This is a genomic window from Arenibacterium halophilum, assembly GCF_005938225.1.
Lineage (GTDB): Bacteria > Pseudomonadota > Alphaproteobacteria > Rhodobacterales > Rhodobacteraceae > Arenibacterium > Arenibacterium halophilum.
Map to the genome: position 1 here is coordinate 283,362 of NZ_VCPC01000001.1, position 15,378 is coordinate 298,739.

The 15,378-nt window shown below is 62.5% G+C and carries 13 protein-coding genes; 6 read left to right on the forward strand and 7 right to left on the reverse strand.

Annotated features, from left to right (window positions below; translation table 11 throughout):
* Positions 1-273, forward strand: a complete 273-nt coding sequence (locus FGK64_RS01405) for a hypothetical protein (protein ID WP_138862019.1) — start codon at positions 1-3, stop codon at positions 271-273.
* Entirely contained in the window at positions 270-848 is a 579-nt protein-coding gene (locus tag FGK64_RS01410) for an HD domain-containing protein (protein ID WP_138862020.1), read from the forward strand. The genes FGK64_RS01405 and FGK64_RS01410 overlap by 4 nt, the downstream gene beginning before the upstream one ends.
* On the opposite strand, the gene FGK64_RS01415 is transcribed toward FGK64_RS01410, so the two are convergent.
* Positions 845-1,753 carry a collagen-binding domain-containing protein gene (locus FGK64_RS01415; RefSeq protein WP_171053947.1) on the reverse strand — a complete coding sequence of 303 codons (909 nt, stop codon included), beginning with the start codon at positions 1,751-1,753 and terminating at the stop codon, positions 845-847. The two genes, FGK64_RS01410 and FGK64_RS01415, sit on opposite strands and share 4 nt — an antisense overlap.
* A gap of 279 nt (positions 1,754-2,032) precedes the next feature.
* Here FGK64_RS01415 and FGK64_RS01420 point away from each other — a divergent pair, with 279 nt between their 5' ends.
* Entirely contained in the window at positions 2,033-3,247 is a 1,215-nt protein-coding gene (locus FGK64_RS01420; RefSeq protein WP_138862021.1) for an NADP-dependent isocitrate dehydrogenase, read from the forward strand.
* Between the two features lie 82 nt (positions 3,248-3,329).
* On the opposite strand, the gene FGK64_RS01425 is transcribed toward FGK64_RS01420, so the two are convergent.
* Positions 3,330-3,545 (reverse strand): hypothetical protein, encoded by a 216-nt coding sequence (locus FGK64_RS01425; RefSeq protein WP_138862022.1) that lies wholly within the window; start codon positions 3,543-3,545, stop codon positions 3,330-3,332.
* A gap of 230 nt (positions 3,546-3,775) precedes the next feature.
* Positions 3,776-5,575 carry a calcium-binding protein gene (locus FGK64_RS01430; protein ID WP_138862023.1) on the reverse strand — a complete coding sequence of 600 codons (1,800 nt, stop codon included), beginning with the start codon at positions 5,573-5,575 and terminating at the stop codon, positions 3,776-3,778.
* A 198-nt stretch (positions 5,576-5,773) separates the two neighbouring features.
* On the opposite strand from FGK64_RS01430, the gene FGK64_RS01435 reads away from it, so the two are divergent.
* Positions 5,774-6,109, forward strand: coding sequence for a DMT family transporter (locus tag FGK64_RS01435; RefSeq protein WP_138862024.1), 336 nt, complete (start codon positions 5,774-5,776; stop codon positions 6,107-6,109).
* Between the two features lie 74 nt (positions 6,110-6,183).
* Complete coding sequence (gene typA / locus FGK64_RS01440) at positions 6,184-8,007, forward strand: translational GTPase TypA (protein ID WP_138862025.1); 1,824 nt, start codon at positions 6,184-6,186, stop codon at positions 8,005-8,007.
* 136 nt (positions 8,008-8,143) lie between these two features.
* Here typA and FGK64_RS01445 read toward each other — a convergent pair whose 3' ends face one another.
* The 3 genes from FGK64_RS01445 to recA all read right to left on the reverse strand — a co-directional run bounded on the left by FGK64_RS01445 (position 8,144) and on the right by recA (position 12,290).
* Positions 8,144-8,431: a DUF1330 domain-containing protein gene (locus FGK64_RS01445; protein ID WP_138862026.1), complete on the reverse strand. Its 288-nt coding sequence runs from the start codon at positions 8,429-8,431 to the stop codon at positions 8,144-8,146.
* Between the two features lie 4 nt (positions 8,432-8,435).
* The gene (gene alaS, locus FGK64_RS01450) at positions 8,436-11,114 is read right to left on the reverse strand and encodes an alanine--tRNA ligase (protein ID WP_138862027.1); all 2,679 of its coding nucleotides are present in this window, start codon (positions 11,112-11,114) and stop codon (positions 8,436-8,438) included.
* A gap of 105 nt (positions 11,115-11,219) precedes the next feature.
* On the reverse strand, positions 11,220-12,290 hold the full coding sequence (gene recA, locus FGK64_RS01455; protein ID WP_138862028.1) for a recombinase RecA: 1,071 nt from the start codon (positions 12,288-12,290) through the stop codon (positions 11,220-11,222).
* 183 nt (positions 12,291-12,473) lie between these two features.
* Between recA and FGK64_RS01460 the strand changes: the two genes are divergently transcribed.
* Positions 12,474-13,067: a gamma-glutamyl kinase gene (locus FGK64_RS01460; protein ID WP_138862029.1), complete on the forward strand. Its 594-nt coding sequence runs from the start codon at positions 12,474-12,476 to the stop codon at positions 13,065-13,067.
* Between the two features lie 3 nt (positions 13,068-13,070).
* Here FGK64_RS01460 and FGK64_RS01465 read toward each other — a convergent pair whose 3' ends face one another.
* The gene (locus FGK64_RS01465; RefSeq protein WP_138862030.1) at positions 13,071-15,374 is read right to left on the reverse strand and encodes an ATP-binding protein; all 2,304 of its coding nucleotides are present in this window, start codon (positions 15,372-15,374) and stop codon (positions 13,071-13,073) included.
* Positions 15,375-15,378 lie beyond the last annotated feature (4 nt).

Consider the following 15,378-nt stretch of genomic DNA (forward strand, 5'->3'; position numbering starts at 1 on the left):
ATGAGCACACTTCAGATCATGGCCTCGAAACTGGCCGACGACGTGATGGAGGCCATGCGCGAAACCGGCAACGACCGCCTGTTCATGGAGGTGTCCGCCGTGATCGGGGCTTCGTCGCAGACATTGGAAGAGGCGTTTCTGACCGAGGTGCGCGTGCGTCAGGCGGAAATCACCGGCCGCCGGTTTCTGGAAAAGAAACTGGCCGAGGCGCGATCAGCCCAGGTTGCCGCCGACAAGGCGAGCAACGAGGCAGATCACAAGGCGCCGGAATGAGCGACCGGATCGACGCGCAGGTGGATTTCCTGCGCGAAGCCGACCGGCTGAAGTCGATCCTGCGCGCCTCGCGGCTGATCGACAACTCGCGGCATGAAAATTCCGCCGAGCATTCGTGGCATGTGATGCTGTATGCCGCCGTGCTGGGTGAACACGCCGGGCCTGACGTGCGGATTGATCGTGTTCTTCGGATGCTGCTGATCCACGACATCGTGGAAATCGACGCGGGCGATGCGCCCATTCACGGCCATGTCGATCACGAGGCAATGGCCGCGAAAGAAGCGGCTGCCGCCACGCGTCTGTTCGGCCTGCTTCCGGCCGATCAAGGGGCCGACTATCTGGCGCTGTGGCAGGAATTCGAAGCGGCCGAAAGCGTGGATGCGCAGTTTGCCAAAGCGATCGACCGTTTCCAGACCCCGGTTGCCAACCTGGCATCGGGCGGCGGCACATGGACCGATTACAACGTGACGATGGACCAGATGGAAACCCGCGTGGGCTCTCCGGTCAAGCGGGGCGCGCCCGGCCTCTGGGCCTGGATGCGCCCGCGCCTTGTGGCGTGGTTCGCGCGCGCCTAGGCCCGCGCGCGCCGGGCCCGCAGCGCCCCGAAGGCGCCAAAGCCCGCCAGCATCAGCCAGCCACCTGCCGGCAGCGGCACCTGCGACACGGGCGGCGTGAATTGCAGAGGCTGCACATGCACCTGCGCCTGCGCGGTCACCGTATCGGCAAACAGCGAGCCTTCGATATCGGCGTTGAAATAGACGTGCGAGTCACCAGCCAGCACCTGACCCCAGATCGACCGGTACAGGTTCACCGTGTCGAAGCCGGTGAAATTCCAGATCACATTCGACGACACCGCCTTGTTGCCGCGGAAGTTGCTGTTCAGGTTGAATGTGCCCGTGCCGGTCACGTTGATCACGATGCTTTCCGCGCCGTTCAGCAGCAGATCGATATCGCGGTTCTGCAGGTCGGCCGCCACGATATCGTAATAGGTGGTGCCGCCGCTTGCCGCCGCGCCAAAGGTGATCAGGTTGCCGTCGCTGTTCTTGACGGCCATCGCGGTGGCGTCCACGCCAGCCAGTTGCGCGGCGAAATCGTCAAGGATCGCGGCGTAGTTTTCGGGCATCACGGCGGGCGTTGTATAGCTGCCCGCTTCGACCAGACCGGGCGTTCCGTTCATACTTGCGGTGGCGCCATTGTGCAGATGTACCTTGGTGCCAGAGGTCGCATTGCCCACGATCAGATCGTCGAAATCGGACCCAACGATATTGTCGATATTGTCCATGTTCACGTCGACCTTGTTGCCGGTCATTCCGCCGCCAATCAGAGCCCGGCCATGAACATGCAGGCTGTTGGCCTGAACGTCGCCCTTGGTGATCAGGTTGAACTGCTGAAGCAGGTCGACGGCATCAAGCGAAGCCGCCTGCGCGGCAGAAAACGGCGCTGCGACAATCGCGGCAGCCAGAAAAACGGATTTGAACATGGTAACCCCCGGAAACATCCCGCCGCGCTGCGGCATTTGCCGCGCCGGCGCGCCGAGCCATACCTGACAAAAGAATACAGGTTAACAAAAACCTTTGCTGACAGCATGTAACCCTACGGCACCGGGAACAGTTGGCACTGCGACCCCGGCACTGTTGCGCCCGTCGCGACAATTCGACCGGGAAATTCGCGGTATACGAGTGTATACAACCTTTCGCACCTGCAAGATGTGCGCTAGAGACAGCCCAGACGACTCAACCGCAACAAAGGGACCGCGCCCATGACCAAGATCAAGGTGGAAAACCCCATCGTCGAAATGGACGGCGATGAAATGACCCGGATTATCTGGGATTTCATCAAGAAGAAACTGATTACGCCGTATCTGGATCTCGACCTGCTGTACTACGACCTCGGGATCGAGGCGCGTGACGAGACCAACGACCAGATCACCATCGATTCCGCCGAAAAGACGAAGGAAGTCGGGGTTGCGGTGAAATGCGCCACGATCACGCCGGACGAGGCGCGCGTCGAGGAATTCGGCCTGAAAAAGATGTGGCGTTCGCCCAACGGGACGATCCGCAACATTCTGGGCGGCGTGGTGTTCCGCCAGCCGATCATCTGCAACAACGTGCCGCGCCTTGTGCCGGGCTGGACCAAGCCTATCGTCATCGGCCGCCACGCCTTTGGCGATCAGTACCGCGCCACCGACATGAAATTCCCCGGTGCGGGCACGCTGTCGATGAAATTCGTCGGCGAAGACGGCACCGTGATCGAGGAAGAAGTGTTCAAGGCCCCGACCTCGGGCGTCTACATGGGCATGTACAACCTTGACGACTCGATCAAGGATTTCGCCCGCGCGTCGATGAACTATGCGCTGAACCTGGGCTGGCCGCTGTACCTGTCGACCAAGAACACCATCCTCAAGCAGTATGATGGACAGTTCATGATCCTGTTCCAGCAGGTGTTCGACGAGGAATTCGCCGACAAGTTCAAGGCCAAGGGCATCACCTACGAACACCGCCTGATCGACGACATGGTCGCCTGCGCGATGAAGTGGAACGGCGGCTTTGTCTGGGCGTGCAAGAACTACGACGGCGACGTGCAGTCCGATACCGTTGCGCAGGGCTTTGGCTCGCTGGGTCTGATGACCTCGCAGCTGATGACCCCCGATGGCAAGATCGTCGAGGCCGAGGCCGCGCACGGCACCGTGACGCGGCACTATCGCCAGCACCAGAAGGGCGAGGAAACCTCGACCAACTCGATCGCGTCGATCTATGCGTGGACCGGTGGCCTGAAGCACCGCGCCAAGCTCGACAACAACGACGCGCTGATGAACTTCGCCACCACGCTGGAGCGTGTCGTGGTGGAAACGGTCGAGTCGGGCTCGATGACCAAAGACCTCGCGCTGCTGGTCGGCCCCGAGCAGAAGTGGCTCACCACCATGGGCTTCCTCGAAAAGGTCGACGAAAACCTGAACAAGGCGCTGGCGGGCTAAACGCTCCCAGCTCCGACCAACGGAAAAACCCGGCACTTTCGGCGCCGGGTTTTTTCATGTCCGTGGTGTCGAGGTGCAAACCTTAGAATCGTTCATCCGGTGCATCGACCAGAGATTGCAGCATGTCGGCGGCCGAGCGCAGGGATTCGGCAATCGCCATCAACACATCCGGCCCCGTGTCCGGACGCAGCAGCCGATTGCTGGAACTTAACATTTGCTGCACATTCCCCAACGTATGCGCAAAGTCCATTGCCGCGGCCGATACATTGGCCAGGTTATCCGAACCATCTGGTGTCATGTCAGCACTCCCCAATACCTAACGCCAGGTGCACCCATCACCTTGACGTAAGATTAACGCGACACTCCCGGCGCCTCAATAGTTAAGTGTTTTCAAATACATGCGCCAAAAACAAAGCTGTATCTGGCATGTATATTCAGGCTGCATGTACCCAACAAAAGAAAAACGCCCGAGCCTAACAGACCCGAGCGTAGCACAGACGCCGGCAGCGCCCTGTGTCATTTCATGCATTAGACGAAGGTAAAGGTAATCTCGGCCTCGGTCAGTGTTACCCCGTTCAAAGTGACCGACGCATCGCCGAACCCGACCAGCGTATCGCCATCGACCACGTCGACCGTCACATCTCCTGCGGCATTGCCTCGCAGGTCGACCCACAGCTTGTCGCGCGTGGCATCGAAATCGGAGATGACGTCATCGCCGGACCTGTCATAGACAAACCGGAAGGTATCGCGCCCGCCGCCGCCGATCAGCGTATCGTCGCCAAGCCCGCCAATCAGAACATCATTGCCCGCCTGCCCCAGCAGCCTGTCCGCCCCGCTGCCGCCACCCAGCACATCGCGCCCGGCGCCACCGCGGATCACGTCGTCTCCGGCGCCTCCGCCGATCCCGTCGGCTCCACCGCCGCCGACCAGAGTATCGTTGCCGGCCTGTCCACGGATCGAATCCGCACCCGTACCGCCGAAAATGGTATCGTCGCCATCGCCACCAACTAGCCGATCGTCGCCGCGCCCGCCCTTAATTGTGTCATTCCCCGCCAGCCCCAGAATCCGATCATTGCCGCCAAGCCCGGCCAGATCGTCATCGCCCGCCGTCCCGATGAAACGGCCGCCATCGCCAGTCACCTCGAAGAACTGAATTTGCAGCGGATCGTCGGCGCGATCATCGGTGTAGGCCAGCGCGATGCGGCCGTCCGGCAACTCGGTCAGCGACGGCTGGAACTGATCACCCGTTTGATCGACACTGAGGCTGTGGCTGTCCACCATCCGGCCATCGGCATCAAGCAGCAACAGGTCCAGCCCGACTCCGCCACCGCTGTCGTCCGGAGTGGTCACCGCCAGCGCAAGCCCTCCACCCGACAGGGCGATCATCTCGATCTGCACCTTTGGGCTAAGGTAGCTCAGCGTCTGCGACAGCGGCACGGTTTCGAATTCGATCTGCGCGTCGTCCGTCACGACCGATACCGCGACTGCCGAGCCGCCAGGCGTTTTCTCGACATAGGCAACGGCAAATCCGCCACCCGCCAGCGCCGCCAGTTGCACCTGCTTCGGTGTTTTCGAGGCGTTGCCCTCGATCCCGTCGATATAGAAAATCAGGCCATCGTAGACGCCGGGAATGTCGTCGGGCGCGGTAAAGCGAGAACTGAGCATGGTGATCTGAACGTGATCGCCTTCCTCGCCGCTGCCCACCTGCGGCGCGATCACATCGGCGCGCACGATATTTCCGTTGCTCAGCTGGATCATGTCTGACGCCGGGGCCGACATCTGCACCAAAGGCGCCCCTGCTCCGTCATATATGTAGGTGTAATAGCCTTCCTCGGTCTCGTTCTCGAGCAGAACGGCGATCCGACCGCTGGCCAGACCGACCATTTCCATAAGGACATCGTCGGTCGCGAGTGGGACCGTGTCCTGATGCACATCAATAAGGAAGTTGTTGAAGGGCGTGCCGCTGGAATCGAAGTAGCGAATATAGGTGTCAACGTCCGCAGGGTGATCGCCAAACGTCTGATAGCTGCTCCAGCCAATTGCAAAGCTGCCCGCGCTCAGGGCTACGGCCTCGGGGTTGGCCTGCAGGCCGGTGCTCGCGCCGTTGATCTGCAGGATGTCGCCGACCGGGATGCCATTGGCATCCAGCACCCGTGCAAAAACCCCACCGTCCACATCGTCGAACGAGTCGGTCGGGGTGCCCAACACCTCTGTCCAGACGATCAGAAGGTTGCCGTTGCTCAAAGTGATCAGATCAGGGGAATTGGCGGTACCGCCAAAGCCCGCGGATTCCACAACCACCTCTTGGCCAAGCGCATTCAGTTTCATTTTCCTGCCTCATGTGACGCGTTTTCGTGTCTTGCCGCATATCAGACCCACGCGTTGCGCCTGCGTCAATCACGGCACCGCGCGCCGCCGCACAAGACGGCCCAAGGTTACATATTCCCCACACTCATGAGGCGAGCACTTTACCGAAAAGCCGCGACAGGATAGGGCCAACAGATACCACCTGCTGCGGATGCCCCGATGCCTTACCATTACCTGTATCTTGTCCTGGCGGTTGCGGCCGAAACCATTGGCACCAGCGCATTGCAGGCCAGCCAGCAGTTCACGCGGTTCTGGCCCTCGGTCATCACCGTGGTGGCCTATGCGGTGGCCTTCTACCTGCTGGGCCTGACGCTGCGCTACATGCCGGTCGGGGTGCTATACGCCATCTGGTCGGGCGTGGGCATCGTGCTGATCGCGGCCATCGGCTGGATCGTGTTCCGCCAGCCGCTCGATCTGCCCGCCGTGCTCGGGATCGGGCTGATCGTTGCCGGAATCGTGGTGATCCAGCTGTTTTCGCGCACAGCAACGCACTAAGGCACCTATTAACTCTGGCCTTCTGCACTGCGGCGCGCTATGCGCCCGGCAACCTCCCGATAAAGGCTGACGTTATGGACCTTCGCAATATCGCGATCATCGCACACGTAGACCACGGCAAGACGACGCTGGTCGACGAGCTTCTCAAACAATCCGGGACATACCGGGAAAATCAAGCCACCACCGAGCGGGCGATGGACAGCAATGACCTCGAACGCGAACGGGGCATCACCATTCTTGCCAAGGCGACCTCGGTCGAATGGAAAGGCACGCGGATCAACATCGTCGACACCCCCGGCCACGCCGATTTCGGGGGCGAGGTCGAACGCATCCTGTCGATGGTCGATGGCGTGGTGTTGCTGGTGGATGCCGCCGAAGGTCCGATGCCGCAAACCAAGTTCGTGACCTCCAAGGCATTGGCCCTCGGCCTGCGCCCCATCGTGGTGCTGAACAAGGTCGACAAGCCCGACGCCGAGCCGGATCGCGCGCTGGACGAATGTTTCGACCTTTTCGCCAACCTGGGCGCCGATGACGACCAGCTGGACTTCCCGTCGATGTATGCGTCGGGCCGCTCGGGCTGGGCCGATATGGAACTGGACGGTCCGCGCAAGGATCTCTCGGCGCTGTTCGACCTGATCGTGAAACACGTCCCCGCCCCCGCGCAGATCGCACAGCGCGACGAACCCTTCCGCATGCTGGCCACCACGCTGGGCGCCGACCCCTTCATCGGGCGCATCCTGACCGGCCGCGTCGAAAGCGGGACGCTGCGCACCGGCGAATCCGTCAAGGCGCTGTCGCGTGACGGCAAGCAGATCGAAAACTTCCGGGTCACCAAGATCCTCGCCTTCCGCGGTCTGTCCCAACAGCCCATCGACGTGGCCGAAGCCGGTGATATCGTGAGCCTTGCAGGCATGGCCAAGGCCACCGTGGCCGATACCATCGCCGCGACAGATGTCAGCGAGCCGATCCAGGCCAAGCCGATCGACCCTCCCACCATCACCGTGACCTTTGGAATCAACGACAGCCCGCTTGCCGGCCGCGATGGCAAAAAGGTGCAATCGCGCGTGATCCGCGACCGCCTGCTGAAAGAGGCCGAAACCAACGTCGCCATCCGCGTCACCGACACCCCCGGCGGCGAAGCCTTCGAGGTTGCGGGCCGTGGCGAACTCCAGATGGGCGTCCTGATCGAGAACATGCGCCGCGAAGGGTTCGAGCTGTCGATCTCGCGCCCGCAGGTGCTCTTCCGCGAAGACGAAAACGGCAAGACGCTGGAACCGGTCGAGGAAGTCACCATCGACGTGGATGACGAATACTCCGGCGCGGTCATCGAAAAGATCACCGGCGCCCGCAAGGGCGAACTGGCGGAAATGAAACCGGCAGGCACCGGCAAGACCCGGATCATCGCCCATGTGCCCTCGCGCGGGCTGATCGGCTACCAGGGTGAATTCCTGACCGACACGCGCGGCACCGGCGTCCTGAACCGTGTGTTCCATGGCTGGACCCCGCACAAGGGCCCGATCCCGGGCCGCCGCGCAGGTGTGCTGATCTCGATGGAAAACGGCACCTCGGTGGCCTATGCGCTTTGGAACCTGGAAGAGCGTGGCAAGATGTTCATCGGCGCCCAGGCCGATGTCTACACCGGCATGATCATTGGCGAACACAGCCGCGACAACGATCTCGAGGTGAACCCGCTCAAGGGCAAGAAGCTGACCAACGTCCGCGCCTCGGGCACCGATGATGCCGTGCGCCTGACCACGCCGGTCACGATGAGCCTGGAAGAGGCGATCGCCTATATCGACAACGACGAGCTGGTCGAAGTCACGCCGAACGCGATCCGCCTGCGCAAGCGCCACCTCGACCCGCACGAGCGCAAGCGCCACGCGCGCGCGGCCTCCTGACAAAAACGGCCGGTACCTATCACAGGCGCCGGCCACCCTCCCCAATTCTTTGGGGTCAAATATCCTGGGGGTGAATTGGCCAGCGGCCAAGAGGGGGCAAAGCCCCCTTTTTTACACCTCCAGTCTGAAAACCAGCCTATTCGCTGGTTTCAACCACCAGCAATTCCCGCTCTGACGCGCCGCGCGCATGGCTCAGCGCCTCCTGGTACTCGAGCGAGTTGTAGCAATCTACCGCCGCCTCGACGCTGGGAAAGCGCGCCACCACGTTGCGCGGGCGCTCCTTGCCTTCCAGTTGCACGAACCGCGCGCCGCGCGCGATAAAGCTGCCGCCGTGCTTGGCAATCGCGGGGCCGGCCAGCTTGGCATACTTCCCGTACGCCTCTTCGTCGGTCACGGTCACATGGGCAATCCAGAGTGCGGGCATCGGTCTATCCTTCCAAAACGGTTTCTGCGGCCTTGATCGCGGCCTCGGCGTTGGCGGCATCCGCGCCCCCGCCCTGCGCCATGTCGGGGCGGCCACCGCCGCCCTTTCCGCCCAGCTCGGCCACGGCCGCGCGCACCAGATCCACGGCCGAGACGCGCCCGGTCAGATCGCCGGTCACGCCTGCGGCCACGGCTGCCTTGCCGCCGGTGTCGGCAATCAGCAGCACGACGCCCGATTCAAGGCGCGACTTGTGTTCGTCGATCAGCGCGGGCAGATCCTTGCCCGACACGCCCGAGAGCACCTGCGCCAGAAACGGCACGCCGTTTACCTCACGCGCGGCAGCCTCTTCACCGGCCTTCCCAGCCCCGCCCGACATCGCCAGATCACGGCGCAGCTGCGCCACTTCATTTGCCAGTGCCTTGCGTTCATCCAGCAGCGCGCGCACCCGCGCGGGCACGTCCGAAGGCTGTGCCTTCAGCGCGGCCGCCACGTCGCCCAGGCGCTGGTCCTGATCGCGCAGATGGGCCAGCGCCGCCTGCCCGGTCAGCGCCTCTATCCGGCGCACGCCCGCGCTCGACGCGCTGTCGCCCAGCAGAACAAAGGCGCCAATGTCGCCGGTGCGCGCCACATGGGTGCCGCCGCACAGTTCGATCGAATAGGTCTGCTTGTTGGCGCCCTTGCCCGTGGGCGCCTGCCCCATGCTGACCACGCGCACCTCGTCGCCGTATTTCTCGCCAAACAGGGCCTGTGCGCCCATGGCGCGGGCATCGTCGGGCGTCATGATCCGTGTATCCACCGCACTGTTCTGGCGAATGAACTGGTTCACCTCGCCTTCTACCCGCGACAGTTCGTCCGCCGCCAGCGCCTTGCCGTGGCTGAAATCGAACCGCAGCCGGTCGGGCGCGTTCAGCGACCCGCGTTGCGCCACGTGGTCGCCAAGCGCACCGCGCAGCGCCTCGTGCAGCAGGTGCGTGGCCGAGTGGTTGGCGCGGATCATCGAGCGGCGGGTGTGATCCACCTCGAGCGTGGCCGCCTGCCCTTGTGAAACAGTGCCTTCGGTCACTTCGGCGATATGCACAAAGACACCGGCGGTTTTCTTGGTGTCGCTCACACGGGCCAAGCCGGTCTCGGTGCGGATCAAGCCGGTGTCGCCCACCTGCCCGCCGCTTTCGGCATAGAACGGAGTCTGGTTCAGCGCGATCTGCACGCTGGTGCCTTCGCCCGCCTGTTCGGCCTGCGCGCCGTCCACGATCAGCGCGGCGATCTGCCCCTCGGCGGTTTCCGTGTCGTAGCCCAGGAAATCGGTCGCGCCATGCGCATCGGCCACGTCATACCAGACAGCCGCATCCGCCGCCTCGCCCGTGCCCGACCAAGCCGCGCGCGCCTTGGCCTTCTGCTCGGCCATGGCAGCATCGAACCCGTCGGTATCAACCGCCCGGCCCTTTTCGCGCAGCGCATCCTGCGTCAGGTCCAGCGGGAAACCATAGGTGTCGTACAGCTTGAACGCCGCCGCGCCGGGCAGTTCCGCGCCTTCGGGCAGGTCGGCCAACTCGTCATCCAGCAGCTTCAGCCCGCGGTCCAGCGTCTGCTTGAACCGGGTTTCTTCCAGCTTCAGCGTCTCTTCGATCAGCGCCTGCGCCCGGCCCAGCTCCGGATAGGCGGCGCCCATCTGGCGCACCAGCGCGGGCACAAGGCGGTGCATCAACGGATCCTTGGCGCCCAGCAGGTGCGCATGGCGCATCGCACGGCGCATGATCCGGCGCAGCACATATCCGCGCCCGTCGTTCGACGGCATCACCCCATCGGCCAGCAGGAACGAAGTCGACCGCAGGTGGTCGGCAATCACGCGGTGGTGCGTCTTGCCCGGCCCGTCGGGGTCGGTGCTGGTGGCATCGGCGCTGGCCTCGATCAGGCTGCGCATCAGGTCGGTGGCATAGTTGTCGTTGGTGCCCTGCAACAGCGCGGCGACGCGCTCGATTCCCATGCCAGTGTCGATCGACTGCGCCTCGAGGTCGCGGCGCGAGCCGTCCTCGAACTGCTCGAACTGCATGAAAACAAGGTTCCAGATCTCGATGAACCGGTCACCGTCTTCCTCGGGGCTACCCGGAGGGCCACCCCAGAATTTCTCGCCGTGATCATAGAAGATTTCGGTGCAGGGGCCGCAGGGGCCAGTCGGCCCCATCTGCCAGAAATTGTCGCTGCCGCCGTCGGGCTTGTCCCCGATGCGGATGATGCGGTCATCCGTCAGGCCGGCGACCTTTTTCCAGATTTCGGCAGCCTCGTCATCGGATTTGTAGACGGTGACCAGCAGCTTGTCCTTGGGGATGCCCAGTTCCCTGGTCACCATTTCCCAGGCAAAGGGAATGGCGTCGGACTTGAAATAATCGCCAAAGCTGAAGTTGCCCAGCATCTCGAAAAACGTGTGGTGGCGCGCGGTATAGCCGACGTTGTCCAGATCGTTGTGCTTGCCGCCCGCGCGCACGCATTTCTGCGCGGTGGTGGCGCGGGAATAATCGCGGGTTTCGACCCCGGTGAACAGGTTCTTGAACTGCACCATGCCCGAGTTCGCAAACATCAGCGTCGGGTCGTTGCGCGGCACCAGCGGGCTGCTGTCGACAACCTCGTGCCCGTTGCGGGCGAAATAGCTCAGGAAGGTGGAACGGATATCGTTCAATGTGCGCATGCGGTCGGCCCCAAAACTTGGTTTCGACCGGGTTTATCCGGCAGATTGCCAACTGTCCATAAGCGCAAGGGGGCGGATTGCGCTCCGCCCCCTCCTGGTTCCGGATTACGCTTCCAGAACGTCGTCGTCGCTGTCTTCGCTGCCCGGAGGCATGTCGAATTCCAACCCGTGCGAGGCGCGGATCTTGTCCTCGATCTCAAGCGCGATCTTGGGGTTTTCCTTGAGGAAGGTCTTGGCATTGGCGCGGCCCTGCCCGATGCGTTCGTCACCATAGCTGAACCAGGCGCCCGATTTCGCCACAACCCCGGCGTTCACGCCCAGATCGAGCAGTTCGCCCATCTTGGAGATGCCTTCGCCATACATGATGTCGAATTCGACCTGCTTGAACGGCGGCGCCACCTTGTTCTTGACGACCTTCACGCGGGTCGCGTTGCCGACAACCTCGTCCCGGTCGGTGACCGAGCCGATGCGGCGGATGTCCAGACGCACGGACGAATAGAATTTCAGCGCGTTGCCGCCCGTCGTGGTTTCGGGGCTGCCGAACATCACGCCGATCTTCATGCGGATCTGGTTGATGAAGATCACCATGCAGTTCGAACGGCTGATCGAGCCGGTCAGCTTGCGCATCGCCTGGCTCATCAGGCGGGCCTGCACGCCGACGCTGCTGTCGCCCATGTCGCCTTCAAGTTCCGATTTCGGCGTCAGCGCGGCGACCGAGTCGACGATGACCATGTTCACCGCCCCGGAACGCACCAGCGTATCGGTGATCTCAAGCGCCTGTTCGCCGGTATCGGGCTGCGAAATCAGCAGTTCGTCGATATCGACACCCAGCTTGCGGGCATATTGCGGGTCCAGCGCATGTTCGGCATCGACAAAGGCGCAGATACCGCCCTTTTTCTGCTGTTCGGCCACGCAATGCAGCGTCAGCGTCGTCTTGCCCGAACTTTCCGGGCCATAGATTTCAACGATCCGCCCCATCGGCAAACCACCGATCCCCAAAGCGATATCCAACCCCAGCGAGCCGGTCGAACTGGCCTCGATTTCCTGGATCGCGCCCTCGGCGCCCAGCTTCATGATCGAGCCCTTGCCAAACTGCCGCTCGATCTGCGCAAGCGCGCTGTCCAGCGCCTTCTGCTTGTCCGCGCTCTTCTTGTCCATTGTCAAAAGGTCCGCCATTGTCCTGATCCCTATCTTATTGTCACACCCGGTCCCGGGCGGCAATCGCTGCTTTGTTCACCTCTTGTTCCATATGAGACCAAACGGAGAACATTTCAATAAAATTCTTGCGTCGCCACTTTTGACAAGGAAGGTTAATTAGTGGTTTACATTTCAGGGCAAAGTTAAAGACCGGGGGCCGGAATGCTGGTTTTCTACAAGGACCGTCTGGTCATTCTGTCGATGCCGAAAACCGGGACAACGGCGCTGCAATCGGCGCTTGGGGCGCGGGCCGACCTGGTTATCACCGGCCCGCCCGAGTTGAAACACGCGCCCCTTTATCGGTATGATCGGTTCTTTCGCCCGATTTACGAAAAGGTCTGCGACACCACGCTGGAAACGCTGGCCGTTGTGCGCGAACCGGTCAGCTGGCTGGGCAGCTGGTACCGCTATCGCCAGCGACCGTTCCTTGAGGGCAAGCCGAATTCCACTGCGAATGTGAACTTTGACGAATTCGTCGAGGCCTATTGTCGCGGCGCGCGGCCTGCGTTTGCCAATGTCGGTAGCCAAGCGCGGTTCGTCGCGCCCCGCCCCGACGGCGCGCCAATCACGCATCTGTTCCGCTACGAGGCGCCCGAGAGGCTGTTCGATTTCCTCGAGCACCGCATCGGGCTGCGGCCCGAGCCGCAGCGCGAAAACGTCTCGCCCGCGACGGCTTTGGAGTTGTCGGACAAGATGCGGGACAAGCTGCGACGCAAATGCGCCGAGGATTTCGAACTGTATGACAGCATCCCCTGAGCCTTACGCCAGTTGCTGATGCACCGTGTCGGTCAGCTGGCTGAGCGAGAAGGGTTTCGGCAGGAACACCGAATTCGGCACCGGATGGCCATAGTCGGCAAAGGCATCCTCGGCGTAGCCCGATACGAATACCACCCTCACGTCTGGCCGCGTTTCCAAAGCTTTACGCACCCAGGTTGGGCCATCCATGCCCGGCATCACCACGTCGGTCACGAAAATATCAACCTTCAGGTCGGGGTCGTCCAGCGTGTGCAGCGCATCCTCGGCCGATTCAGCCTCGAGCACGGTGTAGCCGCGTAAGCGTAGCGCGCGCGAGGCAAATGCGCGCACGGGCGCTTCGTCCTCGACCAGCAGCACGACACCGTCGCCTCGCCCCGCCGGTTTGGCTTTTACGGGCGGCGGCTCGGCCTCCGCACCTTGGGTCACCGCATCATAGGCCGGCAGATACAGCGTAAAAGTCGTGCCGTCCCCCAGCCTCGAATCGACAAAGATGAAGCCGCCCGATTGCTTGACGATGCCATAGGCGGTGGACAGTCCCAGCCCGGTGCCTTCGCCGGTGCGTTTCGTTGTATAGAACGGTTCGAATATCTTGCTGAGCTTGTCAGGCGCGATGCCGGTGCCATTGTCGCTAACCCGGACTGTCACGTATTCCCCCGGCGGCACAGTGGCGCGGTCACGTACCAGAGGCTCGCGCTGTACCAGAATTTCGGTATCAATGCGAATGTCGCCACCCTGCGGCATCGCATCGCGTGCGTTGACAACAAGGTTCAGCAACACCTGTTCCAGCTGCCGCTTGTCGGCCCGGATCGCGCGTAACACCGGGTCATGGCTCAGGGTCAGCGTCACCTTTTCGCCCACCAGCCTGTTCAGCAGATGGGTCAGGTCCGACAGGGTTTCGCGCAGGTCCAGTACCTCGGGCATCAGGGTCTGCTTGCGGGAAAATGCCAGAAGCTGCGTCACCAGCGCGGCGGCGCGGTTCGCGTTCTGATTGATCTGCACCAGATCCCCATAATCCTGGTCGCCTTGATCGTGGCGCAGCAACAATAAGTCGCAATGCCCTGAAATCGCGGTCAAAAGGTTGTTGAAATCGTGGGCCACGCCACCCGCAAGCTGACCGATCGCCTGCATCTTCTGGCTTTGCACGAATTGCGCTTCAAGCGTCTTGAGTTCGGTCGCGTCGGTGAGAACCGCGATCAGCAAATCCTCGCCCTTTTCCTTGATCGCGTTCATCGTCACCTGAACGAAGGTCTCCGCATCCTTGCGCGCGACTCGCAGGAATTCGGACTTCTGTGTGCCGCCGCTGGCAATCGTATCGCGCAGCCAGTCCGAAATCGGTCGGCCCAGCCCCTGCATCACATCGCCAACCATCGCGCCCTCGTTCAAAGAGCCTCCGAGCAGTTGAAGCGCCTGATCATTCGCGGTCAGGATCCGGCCGTCAGGGGCGATCTTCAACAGTGGAACAGGCAATCCGGCAAACCCGGTGTCCGGCGTGTCGGTCGCGGCCCGGGCCGGTAGCAGAACCAGATTGCGTTGATCGCCATCGCCGGGAAGCTCTGCCACCGCCACAGGAAGCTTGCCCGCCACGGTCTTGATGACATTTATATCGCCCGAAACCGGCGATTTTCCTGCGAACAGGCTGTCGATCTGGCTGACACGCCCCCCGGCAAGCGCGCGGGCCGCTTCGTTGGCAAACACGATCTGCCCGGATGCGTCGACCGTCAGCACCGGAACCGGCAGGTCTGTCGCAGCCAACCGGCGCGCACCCACGCTCCCGGTGGTCGGCATGCGCTCTACCCGCCACAGCAATCCCTCGGGTCCGGCCCGCATCACCGACAGCCGCATGAGCCCATCGCTCCCGGAAATATCTTCGACTGCGGAGCCGTTTTCCTCTGCCCGCAGTTGAAGCCGCTCAAGCAGGCCCGCCGGGTCGGCAAGGGTCGAACGCAAATAGTCCGGCAACGAATTGGTGGTACCATCAAGCCCAAGCGCGCGGCCAGCCGCATTGACGTGGTGAAGATATCCGGCACGATCGGTCAGGAACATCGGCGCCGGATCATGGGCTATACTCGCCACGATGGTCTGCCGCCCCCACCGAGCGCTGAACCTTGCAGACAGCCAAACGAGCATCATGCCCGCCAGAACAGTGATCAAGGTTCCGGCAATGGCAATCAGGATCACACGTAAAAGCGGTATGTCTGCCGATGGCGCGAGCGCCAGACAGCCCAATGCGACGACGGCAACAATCCCGACCCGCACCGCAACCGGCAGATCGGGCAGGACACGACGCAGGGAATGAGCGTCGGGCATGTTC